Source organism: Hymenobacter sp. CRA2, assembly GCF_002007105.1.
Classification (GTDB): Bacteria; Bacteroidota; Bacteroidia; order Cytophagales; family Hymenobacteraceae; genus Solirubrum.
On sequence record NZ_MVBC01000001.1, the window covers coordinates 267,909 to 288,537 of the forward strand.

The window sequence follows — 20,629 nt, forward strand, 5'->3', positions numbered from 1 at the left end:
TCGATGCCCTACCCCGTACTGCGCGTGGCCCGACCAACCAATAGCTTGGCGGCTCTTCTGCCTTTCTACCAAGATGGCTTGGGTTTCGAGGTTATCGGCCGGTTTGTGGACCACGCCGGCTTCGACGGGGTGATGCTGGGCCACCCGAAGGCGCCGTACCACTTGGAATTTACCCACGAACAAAACACCGTGGCCGGCGGCGCGCCCTCGCCCGAGCACCTGCTGGTGTTTTACTTGCCTGATGCGGCCGAATGGCGGGCGGCTGTCGAGCGGATGCACCGCGCCGGCTTTGCAGCCGTACCGGCCCATAACCCGTACTGGGACCAACACGGCTGCACATTCCAGGACCCCGACGGCTACCGCGTAGTGCTGCAACACGCGGCCTGGACCGAATAACGCAGGCCAACGGCCCGCCCCATACCTTTACGTCTGATGAACTCCGAATCCCACGCTCCTGCGGCCCCCGAGGCCATCCGCCTGACGCAATACAGCCACGGTGCCGGTTGCGGCTGCAAAATCGCGCCGGCCGTGCTCGACCAGATCCTGCACACCACCGTGCCACAGGCCCACGACGAGCGGCTGCTGGTCGGCAACAGCTCGCGCGACGACGCGGCCGTGTACGACCTCGGCAACGGGCAGGCGCTCATCAGCACCACCGACTTTTTCATGCCCATCGTCGACGACGCGTACGACTTCGGGCGCATTGCGGCGGCCAACTCCATTTCAGACGTGTACGCCATGGGCGGGCGGCCCGTGCTGGCCATTGCCGTGCTGGGCTGGCCCGTCGATAAGCTGGCGCCCGAAGTGGCCCGCCGCGTCATCGAAGGCGGCCGCAGCATCTGCGCCGAGGCCGGCATTGCCCTGGCCGGCGGCCACAGCATCGACTCACCGGAGCCGATTTTCGGCCTGGCCGTCAACGGACTGGTCGACATTCAGCATTTGAAGCGCAACGACACGGCCACCGAAGGTTGTCTGCTGTACCTGACTAAGCCGCTGGGCGTAGGCATGCTCACCACGGCCCAGAAAAAAGGCCTGCTGCGCGACGAAGACGCCCACCTGGCGCCGCAACAGATGATGCAGCTCAACAAGCTGGGCGAGCCACTGGGCCGCCTGCCGCAGGTAAAAGCCATGACCGACGTGACGGGCTTCGGCCTGCTGGGTCACCTGGCCGAAGTAGCCGAGGGCAGCGGCCTCACCGCCGAAGTCGATTTTGCCGCCGTGCCGCGCATTGCCGCCGCCGAAAGCTACCGGCAGCAAAAAGCCATTCCGGGCGGTACGCACCGCAACTGGGCCTCCTACGGCCACAAGATTGCCCCCGTCACCGACGAGCAGCAGCACTGGCTCTGCGACCCGCAAACCTCCGGCGGCCTGCTCGTGTGCGTAACGCCCGAGGGCCGCGCTGAGGTGGAAGCGCTGCTGCGCGAGGCCGGCGTACCCGCCGAACCCTTCGGCCGCCTGCGCGCCCGGGCTTCGGCCGCCGAGCCCAGCATCGTGGTGCGGGGCTGATGCGGCGCCTGCTGGGGCCGCTGCTGGAGCTGGCCGTAGTGGTAGGGGCCGCGAGCCTGCTGCTGCAGTGGGTCATGCGGCTCTTTGGCCGGCGGCGCACGGTGTTTCAGGTCACGTACTGGCGCGGGGTCTACCTGCTGATTTGGCCCCTGGCCACATTGGCCGTGGCTCTGCCCCTGCTGCGGCCGCTGCTGGCGGGCCCGACCACCGGGCTCGAAATGGTCTTCTTCGGTGTGCTGGCAGCAGTGGTGCTGAGCTTCGCCGTGCCCAGCTTTCTGCTGCACGCGCAGTATTACCGCCACAACCGTCACACCACGCTGCTGTTCGACGCCAAGCAGAACCATTTCGAAGTGTACGAAGGCGCGGTGCCAGTACCCTTCAGCCGCGCCGACATCGAGCGGGTGGAGTATGCCGTGTGCCGCACCAGGCGGGTGTTCTGGAGTAACTATGAGTACCTGCGCCTGCACTTGCGCGACGGCCGCCGCATCACCTTAACCTCGCTGCTCACGGGCCTAGAGCCGCTCGCCGAGTTTTTGCGCCATACCCACCTGTCTGCTCGAAAACGCTGGTTTTGCTGGCTTTAGCCGGGATAAATCGAAAGCTACGCTTCGATGGTTATCTTAACCCAGCTTTTGCGTCCTCCTGCTCCGCTTATTCCCACACCTGTTGCGCTTCATGCGGTGGTTCCCGTTCTGGTTGTTCCTGCTCGGGGCCGCCTTCCCGGCGCGCGCCCAAGACACGCTGGCCGTCGGTCAGCTGCGGCAGCGCCTGCGCCAGCTTCCGGCCGACACCAGCCGTGTGCGCACCCTCAACCGGCTGTGCTACGCCCTGCATGACCTGGCCCCTTCGCAGGCCCTGATATACGGCGAGCAGGCCGTTACGCTGGCCCGGCAGCTCCACGACGACCCCGACCTGATGTACGCGCTGCTGTACCTAGGCAGTTGCTACGCTAATATTTCCGAAGGCCCGCACGCCCTGCGCCTGCAGCAGGAGGCCTTGACCATTGCCCAGCGCCTGCGCCACACCGACGGCATCGTGCGCGGCTACACGGCCATGGGCGGCATTCACCACGAGCGCGACGACACCACCAGCGCCCTGCGTAACTACCACCTGGCGCTGCAGCACGTGCGCGAACCGGGCGTGAGCGTGCGCACCCAGCTCATGCTCTACGGCAACCTGGGCGGCCTCTGCTCCTACATGGGCCGCGCCACGGAGGGCCTGAACTACACGCGCCAGGCCGTGCTGCTGGCCCGCCGCCACGGCGACCGGGCCGGCGAGTCGATGTACGTCGGTAACCTGGGCACCCATTACCTGCGTCTGGGCCGCTACGAAATTGCCGAGGGCCTGCTACGCAAAGCTCTCACGCTTAGCGAAGCTTCCCGTAGTCTGCGCGTCGAAACCAGCCAGCTAACGCTGCTTGCCACGTTGCTGCTCGTGCAAGGCCAGCTGGATGAAGCCGAGGAGCTTACCCAACGCGCCCTGCAGCGGGCCCGGCAGATCGACTTTCCGGAGCGTGTGCTCGATGCCTACGACCTGATGGCCAACATCAACGTAGGCCGCCGCGACTACGAGCAGGCCTACCGCTGGCGGCAGTCGTTTGTGGGCTTGAATGATACGCTCAACAACCGTTCGCGGCTGAACACGCTCTCGGCCATGCAGACGCGCTACGAAACGCGAGTGAAGGAAAACCAGATCCGGCTACTCACCCAGCGCACCGAGCTGCAGCAAGTCCGCAACCGGGAGCTGTGGGCTATTGTGGGCACCCTGCTGCTAGGCCTGGTAGGCGTGGGAGGCCTGACGTGGAAGCTGCGGCGCAGCCAGCAGGCCCTGGCCGCCAATCACGCGGCCCTGGAGCAAGCCAACAATGCTACCCGCCAGCTGGCCGCCAGCAAGGACCGCCTCTACTCCATTGTGGCGCACGACCTGCGCGGCCCGGTGACTTCCTTCGTGGGCGTGACGGAGCTGATCGACTTCTACCTGCGCACGGGCGACCAGGAAGGCCTGCGCCGCCTGCCCGAGCAGGTTCGGCAATCGGCGCAGCACCTGAATGGGCTGCTGGACAACCTGCTCAACTGGGCCGTCAGCCAGACCGGGGAACTGGCTTACCAACCGCACAACCAGCCCATTGCCGATTTGCTGAGCGACACCATCGGGCTATACCGCAGCACGGCCGAAGCCCGCCAGGTAAGCCTCACCGCCGATGCCCCGACTGAGTTGCTGGTGTGGGCCGATGCGCACATGACGCGTACGGTGCTGCGCAACCTTATCAGCAACGCGCTGAAGTTTACGCCCCGCGGCGGCAGCGTGCACCTTTCAGCCCGGCAGCTTGCTCTCGACGAGGTGCAGGTAAGCGTGGCTGATACCGGCGCCGGTATTGCACAGGAGCAGGTCGACGCCCTACTCCGCCCCCTGACCTCGCCGCCCCGCCCGGCCGCCGGGCAGGCCCGCTCGGGCACCGGGCTGGGCCTGCCGCTGTGCTTATCGTTTGTGCAGCGCCAGGGCGGTCAGTTGCACCTCGACAGCACGCCCGGCATCGGCACCACGGTGCGCTTCACGCTGCCGGCTGGGCGGAGCTAGCCGACAGTTTGCGCCCGGCTTCCGACCTTTGCCGGCATGATGCTTCCGTTGCACTACCGCGAAATGGGCCAGGGCCGCCCGCTGGTCATTCTCCACGGCCTTTTTGGCACACTCGACAACTGGCAGACGCTGGCCCGCCGCTGGGCCGAGCAGTTCCGCGTCGTCATGGTGGATTTGCGCAACCACGGCCGCTCGCCGCACGCCGAAGAACACACCTACGCGCTGATGAGCCAGGACTTACTGGGGCTGTTCGATCAGCTGCAGCTCGGGCCCGACACTACCCTGATGGGCCACAGTATGGGCGGCAAAGTAGCCATGCGCTTTGCCCTCGACCACCCCACGCGCCTCGCCAAGCTCATCGTGGTGGACATTGCCCCGCGCTACTCCGACATGGAGCACCAGGACGACATCGTAGCGGCGCTGAACTCGGTGGACTTCAGCCAGCTGCAGAACCGTCAGCAGGCCGACGATGCGCTGGCCCACTACGTACGCCAGCCCGATGTGCGGCAGTTCCTGCTCAAGAACCTGTACCGCCGCGAAGACAACACCTTTGCCTGGCGCATCAACCTGCCGGTGCTCACGGCCCAGCTGGCCGCCATCGGGCAGGAAATTACCGGCACCCAGCCTTTCCTGAAGTCCACTTTGTTCGTCCGCGGCGGCAAGTCGAATTACGTGACGGCCGAAGACAAGCTCTACGGCATCCCGGCGCTGTTCCCCAACTCGCAGGTAGAAACCGTGGTCGACGCCGGCCACTGGGTGCACGCCGAAAAACCGGAGGAAGTATTCGGGTTGGTGTCGGCCTTCACCGCCAGCTAATTGCGTATGGCTACTCCCGCTGCAGGCACCCTGTATCTGATTCCCACCGTGCTGGCCGAGGACACGGCTGTGCAGGTGCTGCCCACGCAAGTACCGGAACACGTAGCGGCGTTGCGGTATTTTCTGGTCGAAAACGCGCGCACGGCCCGCCGCTTCATCAAGCAGGTTGCCCCGGCCCAGGTTATTGAGGATCTGCGCATCAGCGTTATCGATAAGGACTCGACCGACGCGCAGGTGCGCGCCGCTTTGCAGCCGGTGCTTAAAGAAGGCCTGGACGTAGGCGTGATGTCCGAAGCTGGCTGCCCCGGCATTGCCGATCCTGGTGCCTTACTAGCCCGTGAAGCCCACCGCCTCGGCATCCGGGTGGTACCGCTGGTTGGTCCTTCTTCGCTGCTGCTGGCCCTGATGGGCTCGGGCATGAATGGGCAGAGCTTTGCCTTCCACGGTTACCTGCCCATTGAGCGGGCCAAGCGCGTGGCGGCTATCAAGCAGCTGGAACGCAACGCCCAGGCGCAGCACCAGACGCAGCTGTTCATCGAAACGCCGTACCGCAACGGGCAGCTGCTGGAGGACCTGCTGGCTACGCTGCAACCCACCATGCGCCTGTGCATTGCGGCCAACCTCACGGCCCCGAACGAGTACCTGCGCACCGACACCGTGGCCGGCTGGAAAGGCAAGCTACCCGACATCCACAAGCAGCCCGCCGTGTTTTTGATCGGCCTATAAGCGCGGCATAGCATACGGGCCAAAGCAACGGCGCCCGCACAAGCAAGCTTGTGCGGGCGCCGTTGTCGTTCTGGGCTCAGTGTTTTACTTCATCAGTTGATACACCAGCAGCGACATTACGTAGGCAAGGCCCGTCATGTACACCAGCTGCAGCACTGGCCAGGTCCAGCCTTTGGTTTCGCGGTAGGTGGTAGCCAGAGTACTCACGCACTGCATGGCAAACACATAGAATACCAGCAGCGAAGCGGCGCGGGCCGGGGTGAAGAACGGCTGCCCGTTGTCGTCCTTTTCAGCGCGCAGCTTTTCCTGCACCGTACTCATGTCGGCGTCCTGCCCCACGCTATAGATGGTGGAGATGGTACCCACAAATACTTCACGGGCGGCAAACGAAGTCAGCAGGGCAATGCTCACTTTCCAGTCGAAGCCCAGGGGCCGCACGGCCGGCTCGATGCTGCGGCCGAACACGCCAGCGTAGGAGCTTTCCAGCTTCTCGGCGGCTACTAGGTTTTCGGTTTGCTCGGCCGTCAGCTGCTGTTGCGTAGCTGCGGTGCGGGCGTGCTGCTCGGCTTGCTGCAGCGCATTGCCGGGGCCGTACGAGGCCAGCACCCACAGCAGCACCGAAATGGCCACGATGATTTTGCCGGCTTGAAACACGAAGGCTTTCACCTTCTCGATGATGGTCAGACCCACATTCTTCCAGCGTGGCCAGCGGTACACCGGAAACTCCATGATGAAGAAGCTCCGCTCCTTGGCCCGCAGCATCGTCTTCAGCACCCACGCCGACAGCACCGCCGACACGAAGCCCAGCAGGTAAAGGCCCATCAGCGCTACGCCCTGCAGGTTAAAAATGCCGAGCACCTTCTCGTCGGGTACTACCAGGGCCACCAGCACCGTGTACACCGGAATGCGCGCCGAGCACGACATGAGCGGCGTAACGAAAATGGTGATGATGCGGTCCTTCCAGTTCTCGATGGTGCGCGTGCTCATGATGGCTGGCACGGCGCAGGCCCAGCCCGAAATCAGCGGCACCACGCTCTTGCCGTTCAGCCCGAACTTGCGCATGATCTTATCCATCATGAACGTGACCCGCGCCATATAGCCCGATTCTTCGAGCACGGCAATGAAGGCGAAGAGCAGCGCAATCTGCGGAATGAACATCAGCACCCCGCCCAGGCCGGCCAGAATACCGTCGGTAAGCAGGTCGATGAGCGGGCCCGAGGCGGCGTCTTTGATCTGGCTGCTGAGCCAGGCCACGCTTTGGTCGAGCAAATCCATGGGGTACTGCGCCCAAGCAAAAATGGCCTGAAACAGCAAAAACAGCACCGCCAGAAAAATCAGGTAGCCCCACACTTTGTGCGTGAGCACCCGGTCGATTTTGTTGCTGTACGACTCGTTTTGTTCGGCCCGCGTCACGCGCACCACGTCCAGCAGCAACTCCGAAATGCGGGCGTACCGGTCGATGGTTTCCTGCGCCTGCAGGCCGATGGAGTCGAAGTGGTACTGCTGCTTCAGCTCCGCCAGGTAGGCGCGGTCGTCGGCCGACAGAAAGCGCAGCCGCTCCGACTGGTGGGCGTAGTGCAGCGCCAGGTAGTCGTTGTGCAGGTTGAAGTAGTAGCGAATCTGCCGGATCATCGGCAGCAGCTCCTCCGAGGGTTCGTAGAACGTCTGCGTGGGCGGGCCCAGCTCCTGCGCCATCACAATCTTGAGCGCCGTCACGCCCACGCCCTTGCGGGCATTCATCGGGATGATGGGCACACCGAGTTGCTGCTGCAGCTCGGCCACGTCCACGTGGATGCCGTGTTGCTCGGCCGTATCCATCATGTTCAGGGCCAGCACCATGGGCAGCTGCAAATCCGCCAGCTGCGTGAACAGCAGCAGGTTGCGCTTCAGGTTGGAAGCGTCGACGGTCACGACCACGAAGTCAGGGTACTCGCTGGCGCCCCGGTCGTAGAGCAGGTCGGTGATAACCTTCTCGTCCAGGCTCTTGGGGTAGAGCGAGTAAGTGCCGGGCAGGTCGAGGATGTCGGCGCGGTGCTGAGCCGTCAGCTGCGCGCTGCCGGTCTTGCGGTCCACCGTCACGCCGGGGAAGTTGCCCACCTTCTGGTTAAGGCCCGTCAGCTGGTTAAACAGCGACGATTTACCCGAGTTGGGGTTGCCGATCAGGGCAATACGCGTGTGGCGCTCGGCCCCGCCCGGGGTCAATGATGCTGCCGGCCCCACCAGGGGCGTTGGTTCTGCTACTGCCGCACGCGCCATCCGCTATACTTTACTCTTTGAGCATGATTGTGGCCGCCTCGCTCACGCGCAGCGAGAGGGTATATTCCCCGTCGACATGCAAGGTGATAGGGCAGCCCAGCGGCGCACGGCCGTTCAGCGTAACCCGCGTGCCCGGAATGCACCCCATTTCCAACAGCTTCAAGGCCATTTCCGGATCTTTCAGGCAGCAAATGGTGCCGGTTTCGCCGAGGCGCAGGTCCTTGACACTGCGGGGCGTCGTAGAGGCAGAGGCAACGGGGGAGGCGGGCACGGGCAGGTTATTTAGACAAGCTATAAACAAAGGTACTACCCACAAAGGTTTCCGCCAAAACTGTGATTTGGCGGTTCGGCGTATTGGCACTTAGCCCCCTCCGAATTGCATTCTTATAAATATTCTGAGAGGACTTGCAATTACCAGCCTGAGTGCTTGTATTTTTGAGGGTATAATCCACCGCTTATGCTCAAACGCCTACTTTTCTTCGTTGCGCTAGGTTGGTTGCTTCCGCAGTTGGCAAGTGCGCAGGATAATCGCATGACGGGCCGCGTGGTTGACAGCAAAACCAAAGAGCCCATCCCCTTCTCCTCCATTGGTCTGAAAGAAGAACAAACCGGTGCTCTCACCAACGAGTACGGCTTCTTCCAGATGGCCTCGCCCGAGAAAAACGCCCAAGACTCCCTCATTGTCCAAGCGCTGGGCTACCGCCGCAAAGCGGTGCTCGTCAAGCGCGGGACCAAGCTGGAGGACATGATTGTGGAGGTTGAGAAAATCAACATCGTGCTGAAGTCTGTGGACATCACGGCCAAGAAGGTCGGCTCCAAAGACATGGGCTCCAACTCCAACAACCCCGGCGAGGGCATGATTCAGGGCATGCCCGGCAGCCAGTACGCCTTCTTCGTGAAAAACGAGAAAGGCAAAAAGCTGGGCATGATCCGCACCGTGTCGTTCTACATCGGCGAGCACGGCTTCCCGAAGGAGCCGTTCCGCGTGCGCATCTACAAGAACGACGGCGACTACAACGCGCCCAACACCGACCTGCTGACCGAAAACGTGGTCGTGTCGGCGCCGGGCGGCGGCTCGTGGTTCACCATCGACATGACGCCCTACAACATCGTGGCGCCGGACGAAGGATTCTTCGTGGCCATGGAATGGATTGTGTCGGGCGACAAGTTCTACACCGCCAACTTCATGGACAACTACACGCCTTACGGGCAGATCATGAAGCCGACGTTCGAATTCAAGGAAAGCCGCACCTGGACCTACACCATGGGCAAGGGCTGGAGCCTGATTACGATGTCCAACGGCACGGGCCTGCGCTACAACGCGATGATCAAGGCCGAGGTCGACGTTTACAAGTAATCGTCCCTGCTTACCCGTCCAAAGAAAAAGGCCCGCATTGCTGCGGGCCTTTTTCTTTGGCAGAGCCATGGGTTAGCTGTTCTTGACCACAATCTCAACGCGGCGGTTTTGCTGACGCCCGGCAGCCGTAGCGTTCGAAGCCGCGGGTGCTTCTTCGCCCATGGGCTCGACGCTTACCTGGCCGGCGTCAATCTTGCCGTTCTGCACCAGCCAGTTTTTGACTGACTCGGCGCGCTTGGCGCTTAGCTCTTCGTTGTAATCTTTGCTGCCACGGGCATCGGCGAAGCCCATAACGCGCACTTGCTTACCGGCAAAGCGCTTGCCGATGGAGCCGGTAATTTCTTCCAGCGTCGCTTTGGCGGTAGATTTCAGCTCGCTCTTGTCGGTATCGAAGAAGACGGCTTCGTCAACGGAATAGATGCTGTACTGCTCGTTGCCGCGCACGGTCACGTCCTTGGACGTCACCTCGTCGTAGCGCACGGAGGGCAGGTCGGGGCTCAGGTCCCAGCGGTCCGCGGCATTGGCGACGGAACCGGCGGCAGATCCGGCAGCATCGGCCGCCGACTTACCGTCGCGGTACACCACGGCGGTATCCTGGGTAGCTTCCTGGGGTTCGTCTTTGGCCTGGGGCTTGTTCAGCCCGTCGCAGGCGCCAAGGGCAATGGTGAGGGCTGCCAGGGGCAGCAGTAGGTGCTTTTGCATGGTTGGGGAAAGAAAAGAAGGGAGGAATACCGCGGCATACGCAGCACTCCCCCCTTCCGTTGAGCTCGTCTGGGCTTACTGCTTTTTCGCCTGCGCAATAATCCACTCCCGAATCATTTCCTGGGCCTGAGGGGAGAAGGTTTCGCGCTGCTGTCCGGCCACGATGGGCCAGCTGGCTGGATCTGACTGAAACAGGTGATTAACGCCGGGCAGCTTCCTGCTTTCGACGTTCTTGTTGCTGCGCAAGCCTTTCGCCAGCAGCGGCAGGTTGGCATCCAGGGCAGCGTAAGTATCGGCCGTGCCGTGTAGCAGCAGCACGGGGCAGCTAACGCCGGCCAACTTCTCCGTGGGATTGAAGTTCAGGAAGTGCCGGTAGCGGACCGAGGTAAGCTCGGCGGCACTGGCCTGGGCGGTGGCCTCGTCGATGGCTTCGTTGTTCTGACGCAGCATGTTGGCCACAATGGCCTGCGCCTGGGCGTGGTCCGGCGTCTGCTGGATGATATCGAGCATGGCCTGCTGACGCTTGGTGGCCGCCTCAATTTGGGCGGCTTCGGTGCCGAGAGAGCGGAGCGTATTGGCCTGCTGCTGCACCACGATGTCGCGGCCCGGAAGCCCGTGGGCCCCCAGCGTCACCACAAAAGCCGGCGGCAAGGGTTGCGCCGCGGTCAGCAGGGCTACATTGCCTCCCTCGCCGTGCCCAATTATGCCCAGGTGCGCCAGATCTACTTCCGGGCGGGTACGCAGGAAATTGAGCGCCGCCTGCACGTCGGCCACCAACTCGGCCGTGGTAGCCGTAGCCGGCGTACCGCCCGACTGCCCCACGCCCCGGTCATCAACGCGGAGCACGGCGATGCCGCGACGCGTCAGAAAATCGGCCAGCGCGCCCATGGGCCGGTAGTCGCCGATGGTAGCGTCGCGGTCCTGCGCGCCGGCATCAGATACCAGCACCACGGCCGGAAACGGGCCTTTGCCGGGCGGCACGCTGAGCATACCAGCCATGCGCAGATTCACCGGGATATTCGTGAAGGCCACTTCCTCCTCGCGGTAGGGCGGAGTCAGGCGCACCTTGGTGCCGGTGCTGGCGGGCGGCGTGCTGTACACCAAGGTTATGGGCGCTTTCAGGCCCGGCTGCTGCCAGGTGCCTTCCACCTGCTTACCGTCGGCCGAGAGCCGGCCCACAAACTGGCTGGCGGCTTCTTCGGCCACGAACATGACCGTGTCGCCGTGAATTTGTACGTCCACGCTCATGTGCGTCACCTTCTGCATGGGCACGTCGAGGGTGGCGAAGTACTTGCCGCCGGTGAGGGTGACGACTCGGAAAATAATTTCCCATTGTCCTCCAGGCACCTTGAGCGGGCCTTTCCAGAAGCCGTCGAGAGCGGGAGCAGCCTGTACGTTGCCTGATAGTAGGGTGAGCAACAGGCAACCAAAACTGGTCAACCAAAAACGGACTTGTTTCATGGCGAGGGGGAAGCAGAAAGCGGGACAAAATCGTAATCCGAAACGGCGGGGACCACTCCGGATTACGAACATAATCAAATTTTTTAGTGAAAAAAGTCAGTAAATATCAAATTCGCTGGCTTGTTAATATTCGTCTATAACCCGATGGTGTAAGCAGCTTTTAAGTAGAAGAAGCGACCGTTGAAGCTCATCTGCTGCGACTGGTAAGGCAGAATATCGAAGTCGTAAGGCAGGTTGGAGGGCCGACCGTATTTGTTTTCGAAGTAGCTGTTGAAGTCAGCAAACGACTTGAAGCCCACTGGCGGCCGGCCGTTCTTGTACGCGGCCGTGTAAGTGTCGTCGGGGTACACGTCGAGCAAGTTGTTGACCCCGGCCGTCAGCATAACGGCTTTGGCCGGCTTGAAGGTCACCAGCAGGTCGGTCGACGTCTTAGGGCGGAACACCATGTACACGCTGCCCTCTTCCAACGGGTCAAAGTTGAAGTCGTAGGTTTTGACCTGCCCGAAGTACACGTTGCGCAGTAGCACATTGAACTTACCGACTTCGTAGCCCGTGTTCAGGATGATCTTGCTATTGGGGTTGCCGGTTTCGATCAGCGAAAGTTGGCGCTGGTCGATGTAGTCGTTGCCAGGCAGGTTGTCCGTCTGCAGGGGTTGGAAAGCCACGGGTACCTTCAGGCGGCGGATGCTGGTCTGGTTGAAGTTAGCCGCCAGGCTCACGTTCAGCATGCCCCGGCCGAGGCTGTTGCGGTAGGTAGCTACCAGGTCGAGGCCACGGGTGCGGCTGTCCACGGCATTGGTGAAGAACTGTGCATTATCGGCGTTGGCGCGTACCAGGGCTTGGTTGAAGGCAGCGCGGGTGCCGGTGCTATCGTAGCCGAAGATGCCCGAAAGAATGATGCGGTCATCAATGGCAATCTGGTAGGCATCGGCCGTAAAGGTGAACTTCGGCGAGGGCGTGAAGATGATGCCCGCGCTGACGTTCCGCGATTTTTCGGGACGCAGCCGCCCGATGCCAGCGGCCTGGGCCACGTCGCTTTGGTTGTTGAAGATGCCGCTGTACACGTTGCCGTTCGAGGTCGGCAGCAACGTCAGCTGGCGGTAGAATACCTGCTGCAGGGCCGGCGCCCGGAAGCCGGTGTTGTAGGCCGCCCGCACGGCTATCTTCTTGCCCAGCTGCAGACGCGACGACACTTTATAGATGAAGGCCGAGCCGAAGTCCGAGTAGTTTTCGTAGCGCAGCGCGGTGCCTACGGTCCAAGCCTTGGTCACGTCAGCTTCCGCATCCACAAAGGCGCTGGTGTTGGTGCGCGTGCCTGCCACGGCCGAGGTGGGGTCGAAGCCAATAAAGCCCTGCGAACCGGCCGAGGCCCCGACTTTACCGCGGCCGTAGTCTTTCCACGAAGCCTCTTCGCCCGCTACGATTTCGTAGTGGTCGGCGCGGAATTCGCTGCCGAAAGCCACGTTGGTACCGGCCAGCACCTTCGGAAACAACCGGCTCACGGTTACGTTGCTCACGTTCTGCATGAACTGGAAGCCCCCGGCTTTGAACTCCCGGGGCGAAGCCGCACCGAGCGAGCTGTTGAGCGAGTTGCTCAAGTCGTAGCGCATGCGGTTGGCCCCCAGCACGTGGCTTACGTCGAGGCTCCACTGCCCAAGCCCAAAGGCAAGCCCGGCCACGGCCGTGCCGTCCTGCACGTGGGAGTTGATGTGGGGCTGGTAGCCATTGGGGTAGATGCCTTCCTCGATGTCCACCTCGGCCGAAGCGGGCAGCACCCAGGGCGCCACGGCCTGGCCCCGCCGCCAGTTGTAACCACCGAAAGAGTAAAACCGGCTCTTGTCGGAAGTCTTGGAGAGCGGCAGGCTTAGGTTGTAGCTGCCGCGCAGGTTGTGAATTTTGGCATCGCCGTTGACCTGCCGGAAGTCCTCGTAAGTTTTGCCGCTGGCCTTCAGGCGGTCGGCTTCCTCCTGCGGATCGTAAGAAAATACGGGCCAGGAGCGGATGTCGCGCTGCCCCGCCCCGCGGGTGGTGGCGCCGCGGTAGTCGCCCTCGGCTGTTACGTTCAGAAATCCGCGCTTGCCCAGGTGCATGCCGCGGTTCAGGCTTAGCAGGCTGGTAAAGCCGTCGCCCTTGCCCGTGACGCCGGTGTTGAGTAGTGCGTTACCGCCGTGGTTATCCGATTTGAGGTTCAGGTTGATTACCCCCGCAATGGCGTCGGAGCCGTACTGGGCGGCAGCGCCGTCGCGCAGGATTTCCACCCGATCCAATGCGTTGGAGCTGAAAGCATTCAGGTCGTAGTTGACCGAGCCCACGCCCCGGCTGCCGAGCAGGTTGATCAGCCCGGTGGTGTGGTAGCGCTTGCCGTTGACGAGCACCAAGGCCTGGTCGGGCGCGAGGCCGCGCAGGCTGATGGGGTCGACGTGGTCGGCGCCGTCGGCCGAGGTTTGCCGGGTGGAGTTGAACGAAGGCACCGCGTAGTGCAGCACCTGCGTCAGATCAGTCTGCGGAACCGTAGTAGCCAGCTCCCGCATGTCGATGACGTCGACCGGCACGGCCGACTCCAGCAGGGTACGGTCGGCCCGGCGGGTACCTACGGCTACCACATCCGGCATGAGCGTGAAGTCGAGCTGCACAGGTTTGTCAACGGTGAGAAAAACGTTGGTCACCACCTGCGGGCGGAAGCCCGGCTGCGAAATCTGGACGGTGAACGGCCCGCCCGTCAGCATATCGGGAATAGCAAACTTGCCAGACGCGTCGGAGGTACTGCTGCGACGAATGCCCGTGGGCATGTGGATAGCCACCACGCTGGCCCCAACCACCATTTCGTCTTTTTCCGACTTGATGGTCCCACTGAGGTTGGTGCTTTGACTTTGTGCCAGAGCGCTTACCGTTACAACCGTTGCATACCCCATTGCCAGCAAGTGTTTTAGGGTAGAATTATGCCTCATAGGGGAGAAATTATGTGAATTAAATCTTGTTTTATTACCAACTCATGGCAATTATACCGATTTCATCACATAAAAACTATGTTCCTAACTATGATATGACATCTTTTTTATAATGATTGCAATAGCCGTGGTAGGAAAACATACTGTCTTGGGGGTCTACATTCTCTAACGCCGCCTGGAAGTTGTATTGAGTCTTTTTTGCTGATTTTTATAAAGAAGCCAGTCCGCCGGGCGTTTACCCCTGCTGTATGCGGCCGCACGCTTGCTGTTGCCACCGAGTTGATGTAACAGGCCCTTCGGATGTTGCCCACCCCGCTTTACTCGGCCACGAACACACGCTTTACCCGCTCGCTCACGTTGGTCAGCAACTCGTAGGCAATGGTGCCGATGCGGCTGGCCAGCTCCGTCAGCGGCAAGCCTTCCCCAAACAACACAGCCACGTCGCCTTCCTGCACGTCGGGGATGCCGGTGACATCGGCCATGCACATATCCATGCACACGTTGCCGATGATGGGCGCCCGTCGGCCCCGAACGAGCACCTCCCCCACCCCACGCGAAAAGCGCCGGTCGTACCCATCGGCGTAACCGATGGCCAGGGTAGCAATGCGCCGGTCGTAGTCGGCCGCTTCGCCGCGGCGGCCGTAGCCTACCGTTTCGCCGGCCGGCAGCCGCTTGAGCTGCGACACGGTGGTGCGCAAGGTGCTAACGGGCTGCAGGGCCGAGGGATTGAGCCCAGCGGCTTCTACGCCGTAGAGTCCGATGCCCAGCCGCACCATGTCGAACTGCGCCTCGGGGAAACGCATGATGCCCGGCGAGTTCAGTGCGTGCTTGATGACGGGGTAGCCCAGTGCTTCCTCCACGCGGGCCGTCATGCGCCGGAAAGCCGCCAGCTGCCGCTGCGAAAAGTCGTTGTGCTGTTCTTCGTCGGCGCCGGCCAGGTGGGTGAGGGCGCTGGCCACGCGCAGCGTGCCCGCGTGCTGCTGGAGCAGGGGCAGCAGCTCGGCCAGGTCGCTTTCGGCGAAGCCCAGGCGGCGCATGCCCGTGTCGAGCTTCAGGTGAATGGCCGGCAGCGGACCGTCGGCGGCGGCCTGCAGGTAGTCGCGCAGGCGGGCGAAGGAGTAGATTTCGGGCTCGAGGTGGTACTGCCGCAGCAGGGCAAAGGAATCCGGCGAGGGGTTCATCACCATGATGGGCAGCGAAATGCCGTGCTCACGCAGCTGCACGCCTTCGTCGGTGTAGGCCACAGCTAAGTAGTCAACGCGGTGAAACTCCAACAGGCCGGCCACCTCATACGAGCCGCTGCCGTAGGCAAAAGCCTTCACCATCACCATCAGCCGGGTGCCGGGCTGCAGGCGGGCGCGGTAGTAGTTCAGGTTGTGCACCAGGGCGTCGAGGTTGACTTCGAGCACGGTGCCGTGGATCTGCCGCTGGAAGGCCGCTACCACGCGCTCAAAACCGAAGCGGCGGGCGCCTTTGACGAGGATAGTTTCGCTGCGGAAGTAATCGGGCCGGAACCAGCGCAAGAGCGCGGCGGTATCGGGAAAAAACTGGCACTCGGGCACGGCGGCCTGCAAGGTAGCCGCGTGCTGGCCGATTTCCTCGCCCACCGCCAGCAGCCGCTGCACGCCGTGGCGCTGGGCTAGCTCGGCCACGCGTTGGTACAGCTCGGCCGCGGGCAGGCCCGATTCGAGCACGTCGGAAAGAATGAGGGTGTGGCGGCCGCGGCGGGGCTGGCGCCGCAGCGCGTCCAGTGCCAGGTCGAGGCCGGTGAGGTCGTTGTTGTACGTGTCGTCGAGCACGTAGCAGTCGTGAATGGCCTCCTTCATTTCCAGGCGCATAGCCACGGGCTGCAGGCGCAGCAGGCGGCGCTGCACCTCGGCGGCGGGCAGGCCGCGCCAGAGCAACACGGCGAGGCAGTGCAGCGCATTTTCCACCGAGGGCTCGTCGGCAAATGGCAGCGTAAACGGGTGTTCGGCGGCTTGGTAGCGTACGTGGGCCAGGGTCTGCTCGGGGTCGGCGCCGGGCTCCAGCTGCACCTGCACGACGGCCTCCGCCGCTCCGTGGCGCGACCAGGTGACGCGCGCCACGGCCGCGGGCAGCTCGGTGGCGGCGGCATGCACTTCGGCGTGGTCGTGGCAGTAAAACAGCGTCTCGACGCCCCGAAACAGCTGCATCTTCTCGGCGGCTTTCTGCGCCCGGGAGGCAAATCCCGCGTCGTGGGCCGGCCCGAGGTTGGTGAACAAGCCCAACGTGGGCTGAATCACGGCGGCCAGCCGCGCCATTTCGCCCGGCTCGGAAATGCCGGCTTCAAATAAACCGAAGGTGTGAGCGGGCCGCAGTTCCCACACGCTCAACGGCACGCCCACCTGCGAGTTGTAGGAGCGCGGCGAGCGGCAAATCAACTCGTCGGGGCTCAACAGCTGAGCCAGCCACTCCTTCACAATGGTCTTGCCGTTGGAACCCGTTACGGCCAGCACCGGCACCTGGGCAAACTGCGCCCGATGCTGCGCCGCTATGGTCTGCAGCGCCGCCAGGCTGTCTGGCACCAGCACGAACCCTGCTTCGGGAAACGCCGCTACGCCGCCCGGAATTAGCTCCGCGCTATCTACCAGAAACAGCCTCCCGCCGCGCTGGTATAGCTCGGGCAGGTACTGGTGGCCGTCGTGGTGGGGGCCGCGCAGGGCCACGAACAGCGTGCCGGCGGCCTGGGCCATGCGGCGGCTATCGAGCAGCAGGTGCAGCACGGGCGCGGCGGCTTCGGTGGGGGCCTGGAGCAGGGTTCCGCCGGTCAGGGCCGGCAGGTCGGAGAAGGTCAGCATGGCCCCGCAAAGGTAGGCAGCCCCAACGGCGAAGCGGCCAAGCAGGCCTTCGTGTGGCCTGACCGATTCGACCTGGCCAGTCGCGCCCAGCCGACCAGTTGCTACTGGTCCGACGGCCGTACCAGCCGAAAAGTGCGCCGGCTTCGGCAGTGTCAGTAGCTACCGAAGCCGGTGCGGTAGCTAAAGTGGCCCCCCAGTTCGGCACCGGGGCCGGTGCACTGACTTCAGTGCCGAACCAAGTAGCCACTGCGCCGAACTGAGTGGCCACACCGGCGAAATAGTTGTCCAAAAAGGCGAACGAGTTCGGGTCGGACCCGAACTCGTTCGCCTTTTTGGGTACTCAGTTGGCCTGGGACTCGCAGGCAATAGTAAAGAATGTACTCTGGCGGCTTCCCCATGGCCTAAAGCGGCTGCATGGCCCGGGTTGACGCCGTGGCTCATTCAGCGCCTTCGCCTGTACTACTAGAACCCGATGCCCAGGCGGAAGCCGTGATTCAACTTATTGCCCGACTGGAAACCGGTGTAGTAGTCGAAGCGCAGCAGCTTCATGATGTGCTCCACGCCCACGCCCAGCTCCACGTACTGCCCGGCCGTGGGCGTGTACAGGTAATTGACGGAGCCCACCTCCTGCCACTTCAGGCGGCGAAGCAGCGGGACTTTGTTGAAGAAGAATCCGTTGAAATGGTGGTCGAAATGGCCTTCCACGAACCGCTCCCGGGTGGCATAGCGGTAGTAATCGAGCAGCTGGAAGCGGGAGAAGTCGGCGGCGGCTACGAAGCGGTTGCCGGAGAACTGCCGGTAATCCATGAAGGCTAGCTTGGGCTTGCCCAGGAAGCCGCCCGCGCTCAGGCGGTAGCTGCTGGTGCCCAACAGTCCGAACTGCACCGACTGCCGAATGCCCGCTTCCAGCAAGGTGTAGCGCACATCGGAGCCGGGCGCGTGCCAGCCCTGCCGCCACGTCAGGCGGAAGGTGGGGTAGCGCGACCCGAGGTTGACTTTGCCGTCGGGGCGCGTGATGTAGCGCTGCCCGGGGCGGTAGCTCACCCACAGCTCCGAACCCAGGGCCCGGCTGCGCCCGAAACTGGTGCCGCCCGGCATTTCCGCCGACACCGGGTCGTTGGGCGTGAAGGCGCGGCCCGGAATGTCGCGGATGAGGTCGATGGTGGTGTTTTCCAGCTCGCGGCGGTCGAAGTAGCTCACGGCCCCGCGCACCTGCAGCCCGTTTACCAGCTCCGTGAGGTAGCTGATTTCGGCCCCGCGGCGCTGGTAGTACTTGGCGTAGTTGTGGTTGCGAAACAGCGTGGCCGTGGTGTTGATCAGCGGCGTGAGCTGCGAGTTGGGGTCGAAGTTCTCGACGGTACGGCCCACCTCCACCCGCCAGCGGGCCAGGTGCGTGGCCGAGTGCTGCCAGTTGATTTCGACGGAAGGGCTGAAGAGCTTGGCGGCCGTGCCGTAGCGCAACGACGGCGTCAGCCAAAAGCGCCGCTCGTCGTCGGTGTAGCGCGAGTACGTCAGCTGCGGGTTGATGATGGTGCCCTCCACCGTGCTGTACTGCACAATCTGAAACACCGGCGCCACAAAGTAGGACTGCTTCCGGTGGGTGTTGTTGTAGGTGTAACCCACCAGCAGGAATTGCTGCGGGTTGAACTTGTTGCGCAGGCGGTCCAGCGAATCCTGGTAGGGCTTGGAGTTGCGGATGACCTCGGTGCTGTCCTTGACGTGGTAGTCCTTGATTTCTTCGTCGGTAAGCGGCACGGGCCGGATCTGGGCCCAGTAGGCGCTGTCCCGCTCGTTGGCCCCTTTTTCCACGCGCATCACCTCGCCCGGCGCCAGCTTATCCACTTCCAGCAAGGTGCCGCGGCGAGCCGCCGAGTCCAGCGCGGCCACGGCGGTTTTGCGGCTTTCGCGCTTCACGCGGCGGGTAGCGGCGCGCAGGGCCGGCCGCTGCTGCTTGGCTTCGGCCACGGTTTCGGCGTGCACGGCTTCGTTCGGGTCGGCGGCCGGCGCCGGCGCGGCGGGCACGGGGCGGCTGGGGTAAGTAGGGGTCACGCGGTACTGCGAAAACACGGCCGTCAGGAAGGCGTTGCCCTTGAAGCCAAAGGCCGAAATAGCGGCCGTCAGCGTCTGGGACTGCATCACCCACACGTGCGGGGCACCGGGCGCGGGGGCGTACTGCTGGTCGATGCGCACGTTGTCGACGTAGTCCAGCTGGGCGTCCTCGTTCAGCGTCAGCGACACGGAATGCAGGCGCCAGGTGCCATCGACGATGAAGATGTGGCCGGCGAATACCGGGTCGGTGCGGCGGCGCGGAATCACCCGGATTTTGTGCAGCATCAGCCCGTCCTGCTGCGTGGTGCCTTCCAGCACAAATTGGTAGAACAGAAACGCGTTGGGGGCAATGGGCGACACAAACCCGCGCTCCGAAAACACCTTCAGCACCGGGTTGTAGAAGCTCAAGCCGCGGCCCGCGCCCGCCCGGTTCAGGCTGAAGGACTTGGCGTCGCCGCTGACCCGCGAGGATATCATGCGCTCCTTCACCAGATTTGGCTGCTGAAACGACACCTCCGACACCGACTCCGACAAGTAAATGATACCGGGCTTCAGGTCGGGGCCCACTTTGAACATACCCAGCACACGGTTGGGCACGTCCTTCAGGCGGGCCAGGGCTTTGATGTAGGCCCGGGCCGTGAAGGCTGCCACCTCGCGCTTGTGGTAAGCGCGCCAGTCCATGGCGTGCTGCACGATGGCGAAGGCCGGGTCGCGGTCCTTGGCGCGCACCACCACTTCGCGCAGCTGGTAGTTCTCGGGCGTCAGCGTCACGTTCAGCACCGTGGCCGTGTCGCCGCCCATGACGCGCACGTTTTCAATCAGCGGCTTGTAGCCCACAAACTGAAACACGAGGTCGTAACGGCCGGCGGCAAGGCTGAGCTGATAGTTACCCTGCTCGTTGGAGGCGGTGTTGGTGGTGGTGCCTTTCACCGCCACGTTGGCGAAGCCCAGGGGCTGGCCTTTGGGGTCGGTGATGCGGCCGCGCACTACGCCGGCGGTACCCAACAGCGGGAGCAGATACAGAAAAAAGCCAAACAGAAAAGGTAATCGGCGGCGCATAAGCAGGATAAACAATGCCAGCAAGTTATGGACTAGAGGCACTAGGCCGCGCTGGCGTTGTCCTGCTTCCTACTTTTTTCTGTCGGGTGCAGCTCTGGCTACCTTTTCGTTACAGCAGCTGGTGGTCTTGCAGGGCGGCCGCGCGGCCACCGAGCCACCGGGCAGGGGCTGGCGTTTCGGCAGCCGAGGTCATGGGCACCGAGTCATTTGCCCCGCTGCTGTCAGCAAGCTGAACAGGACATTTCCCATGCCCAGCGGCTTGCCTGCCGACGCTGTATGCCCGTTTATTAACGCCAATAAAAATTCAAAAAACAACCCCTAACCTCGTCGGGGAGTAATATCATTTTTTCATT

At 63.0% G+C, this 20,629-nt stretch carries 14 protein-coding genes; 7 read left to right on the plus strand and 7 right to left on the minus strand.

Annotation, left to right across the window (positions count from 1 at the left end; translation table 11 throughout):
• The first annotated feature begins 3 nt into the window (after positions 1-3).
• The 6 genes from B0919_RS01005 (at position 4) to B0919_RS01030 (ending at position 5,625) form a co-directional block, all read left to right on the plus strand.
• The gene (locus B0919_RS01005; RefSeq protein ID WP_078010327.1) at positions 4-396 is read left to right on the plus strand and encodes a VOC family protein; all 393 of its coding nucleotides are present in this window, start codon (positions 4-6) and stop codon (positions 394-396) included.
• 36 nt (positions 397-432) lie between these two features.
• The gene (gene selD, locus B0919_RS01010) at positions 433-1,506 is read left to right on the plus strand and encodes a selenide, water dikinase SelD (RefSeq protein WP_078010328.1); all 1,074 of its coding nucleotides are present in this window, start codon (positions 433-435) and stop codon (positions 1,504-1,506) included.
• Positions 1,506-2,090, plus strand: coding sequence for a hypothetical protein (locus B0919_RS01015; RefSeq protein ID WP_078010329.1), 585 nt, complete (start codon positions 1,506-1,508; stop codon positions 2,088-2,090). The genes selD and B0919_RS01015 overlap by 1 nt, the downstream gene beginning before the upstream one ends.
• 91 nt (positions 2,091-2,181) lie before the next feature.
• Positions 2,182-4,083 carry an ATP-binding protein gene (locus B0919_RS01020; protein WP_139361819.1) on the plus strand — a complete coding sequence of 634 codons (1,902 nt, stop codon included), beginning with the start codon at positions 2,182-2,184 and terminating at the stop codon, positions 4,081-4,083.
• Between the two features lie 36 nt (positions 4,084-4,119).
• A complete protein-coding gene (locus B0919_RS01025; RefSeq protein WP_254846443.1) occupies positions 4,120-4,899 on the plus strand; it encodes an alpha/beta fold hydrolase in 780 nt (259 codons plus the stop codon).
• Between the two features lie 6 nt (positions 4,900-4,905).
• Positions 4,906-5,625 (plus strand): SAM-dependent methyltransferase, encoded by a 720-nt coding sequence (locus B0919_RS01030; protein WP_078010331.1) that lies wholly within the window; start codon positions 4,906-4,908, stop codon positions 5,623-5,625.
• A gap of 84 nt (positions 5,626-5,709) precedes the next feature.
• On the opposite strand, the gene feoB is transcribed toward B0919_RS01030, so the two are convergent.
• Entirely contained in the window at positions 5,710-7,881 is a 2,172-nt protein-coding gene (gene feoB, locus B0919_RS01035; RefSeq protein WP_078010332.1) for a ferrous iron transport protein B, read from the minus strand.
• Positions 7,882-7,891: 10 nt separating this feature from the next.
• Positions 7,892-8,152, minus strand: coding sequence for a ferrous iron transport protein A (locus B0919_RS01040; RefSeq protein WP_078010333.1), 261 nt, complete (start codon positions 8,150-8,152; stop codon positions 7,892-7,894).
• Positions 8,153-8,338: 186 nt separating this feature from the next.
• On the opposite strand from B0919_RS01040, the gene B0919_RS01045 reads away from it, so the two are divergent.
• Positions 8,339-9,238: a carboxypeptidase-like regulatory domain-containing protein gene (locus tag B0919_RS01045; RefSeq protein ID WP_078010334.1), complete on the plus strand. Its 900-nt coding sequence runs from the start codon at positions 8,339-8,341 to the stop codon at positions 9,236-9,238.
• 72 nt (positions 9,239-9,310) lie between these two features.
• Here B0919_RS01045 and B0919_RS01050 read toward each other — a convergent pair whose 3' ends face one another.
• From B0919_RS01050 to B0919_RS01070, 5 genes are all read right to left on the minus strand, one after another.
• A complete protein-coding gene (locus tag B0919_RS01050) occupies positions 9,311-9,940 on the minus strand; it encodes an OmpA family protein (RefSeq protein WP_078010335.1) in 630 nt (209 codons plus the stop codon).
• Between the two features lie 75 nt (positions 9,941-10,015).
• Positions 10,016-11,401: an alpha/beta hydrolase family protein gene (locus B0919_RS01055; RefSeq protein ID WP_176132796.1), complete on the minus strand. Its 1,386-nt coding sequence runs from the start codon at positions 11,399-11,401 to the stop codon at positions 10,016-10,018.
• 134 nt (positions 11,402-11,535) lie between these two features.
• Positions 11,536-14,349, minus strand: a complete 2,814-nt coding sequence (locus tag B0919_RS01060; RefSeq protein WP_078010337.1) for a TonB-dependent receptor — start codon at positions 14,347-14,349, stop codon at positions 11,536-11,538.
• A 317-nt stretch (positions 14,350-14,666) separates the two neighbouring features.
• Positions 14,667-17,168 (minus strand): bifunctional UDP-N-acetylmuramoyl-tripeptide:D-alanyl-D-alanine ligase/alanine racemase, encoded by a 2,502-nt coding sequence (locus tag B0919_RS01065; protein WP_078010338.1) that lies wholly within the window; start codon positions 17,166-17,168, stop codon positions 14,667-14,669.
• Positions 17,169-17,630: 462 nt separating this feature from the next.
• Positions 17,631-20,276, minus strand: coding sequence for a DUF5686 and carboxypeptidase regulatory-like domain-containing protein (locus B0919_RS01070; RefSeq protein WP_139361820.1), 2,646 nt, complete (start codon positions 20,274-20,276; stop codon positions 17,631-17,633).
• Between the last annotated feature and the right edge of the window lie 353 nt (positions 20,277-20,629).

Coding starts and splice junctions, on each gene's coding strand:
- B0919_RS01060 (WP_078010337.1), bottom strand. CDS start 14,349: ATGAGGCATAATTCTACCCTAAAACACTTGCTGGCAATGGGGTATGCA.
- feoB (WP_078010332.1), bottom strand. CDS start 7,881: ATGGCGCGTGCGGCAGTAGCAGAACCAACGCCCCTGGTGGGGCCGGCA.
- B0919_RS01025 (WP_254846443.1), top strand. CDS start 4,120: ATGATGCTTCCGTTGCACTACCGCGAAATGGGCCAGGGCCGCCCGCTG.
- B0919_RS01030 (WP_078010331.1), top strand. CDS start 4,906: ATGGCTACTCCCGCTGCAGGCACCCTGTATCTGATTCCCACCGTGCTG.
- B0919_RS01020 (WP_139361819.1), top strand. CDS start 2,182: ATGCGGTGGTTCCCGTTCTGGTTGTTCCTGCTCGGGGCCGCCTTCCCG.
- B0919_RS01070 (WP_139361820.1), bottom strand. CDS start 20,276: ATGCGCCGCCGATTACCTTTTCTGTTTGGCTTTTTTCTGTATCTGCTC.
- B0919_RS01050 (WP_078010335.1), bottom strand. CDS start 9,940: ATGCAAAAGCACCTACTGCTGCCCCTGGCAGCCCTCACCATTGCCCTT.
- selD (WP_078010328.1), top strand. CDS start 433: ATGAACTCCGAATCCCACGCTCCTGCGGCCCCCGAGGCCATCCGCCTG.
- B0919_RS01055 (WP_176132796.1), bottom strand. CDS start 11,401: ATGAAACAAGTCCGTTTTTGGTTGACCAGTTTTGGTTGCCTGTTGCTC.
- B0919_RS01065 (WP_078010338.1), bottom strand. CDS start 17,168: ATGCTGACCTTCTCCGACCTGCCGGCCCTGACCGGCGGAACCCTGCTC.
- B0919_RS01015 (WP_078010329.1), top strand. CDS start 1,506: ATGCGGCGCCTGCTGGGGCCGCTGCTGGAGCTGGCCGTAGTGGTAGGG.
- B0919_RS01045 (WP_078010334.1), top strand. CDS start 8,339: ATGCTCAAACGCCTACTTTTCTTCGTTGCGCTAGGTTGGTTGCTTCCG.
- B0919_RS01005 (WP_078010327.1), top strand. CDS start 4: ATGCCCTACCCCGTACTGCGCGTGGCCCGACCAACCAATAGCTTGGCG.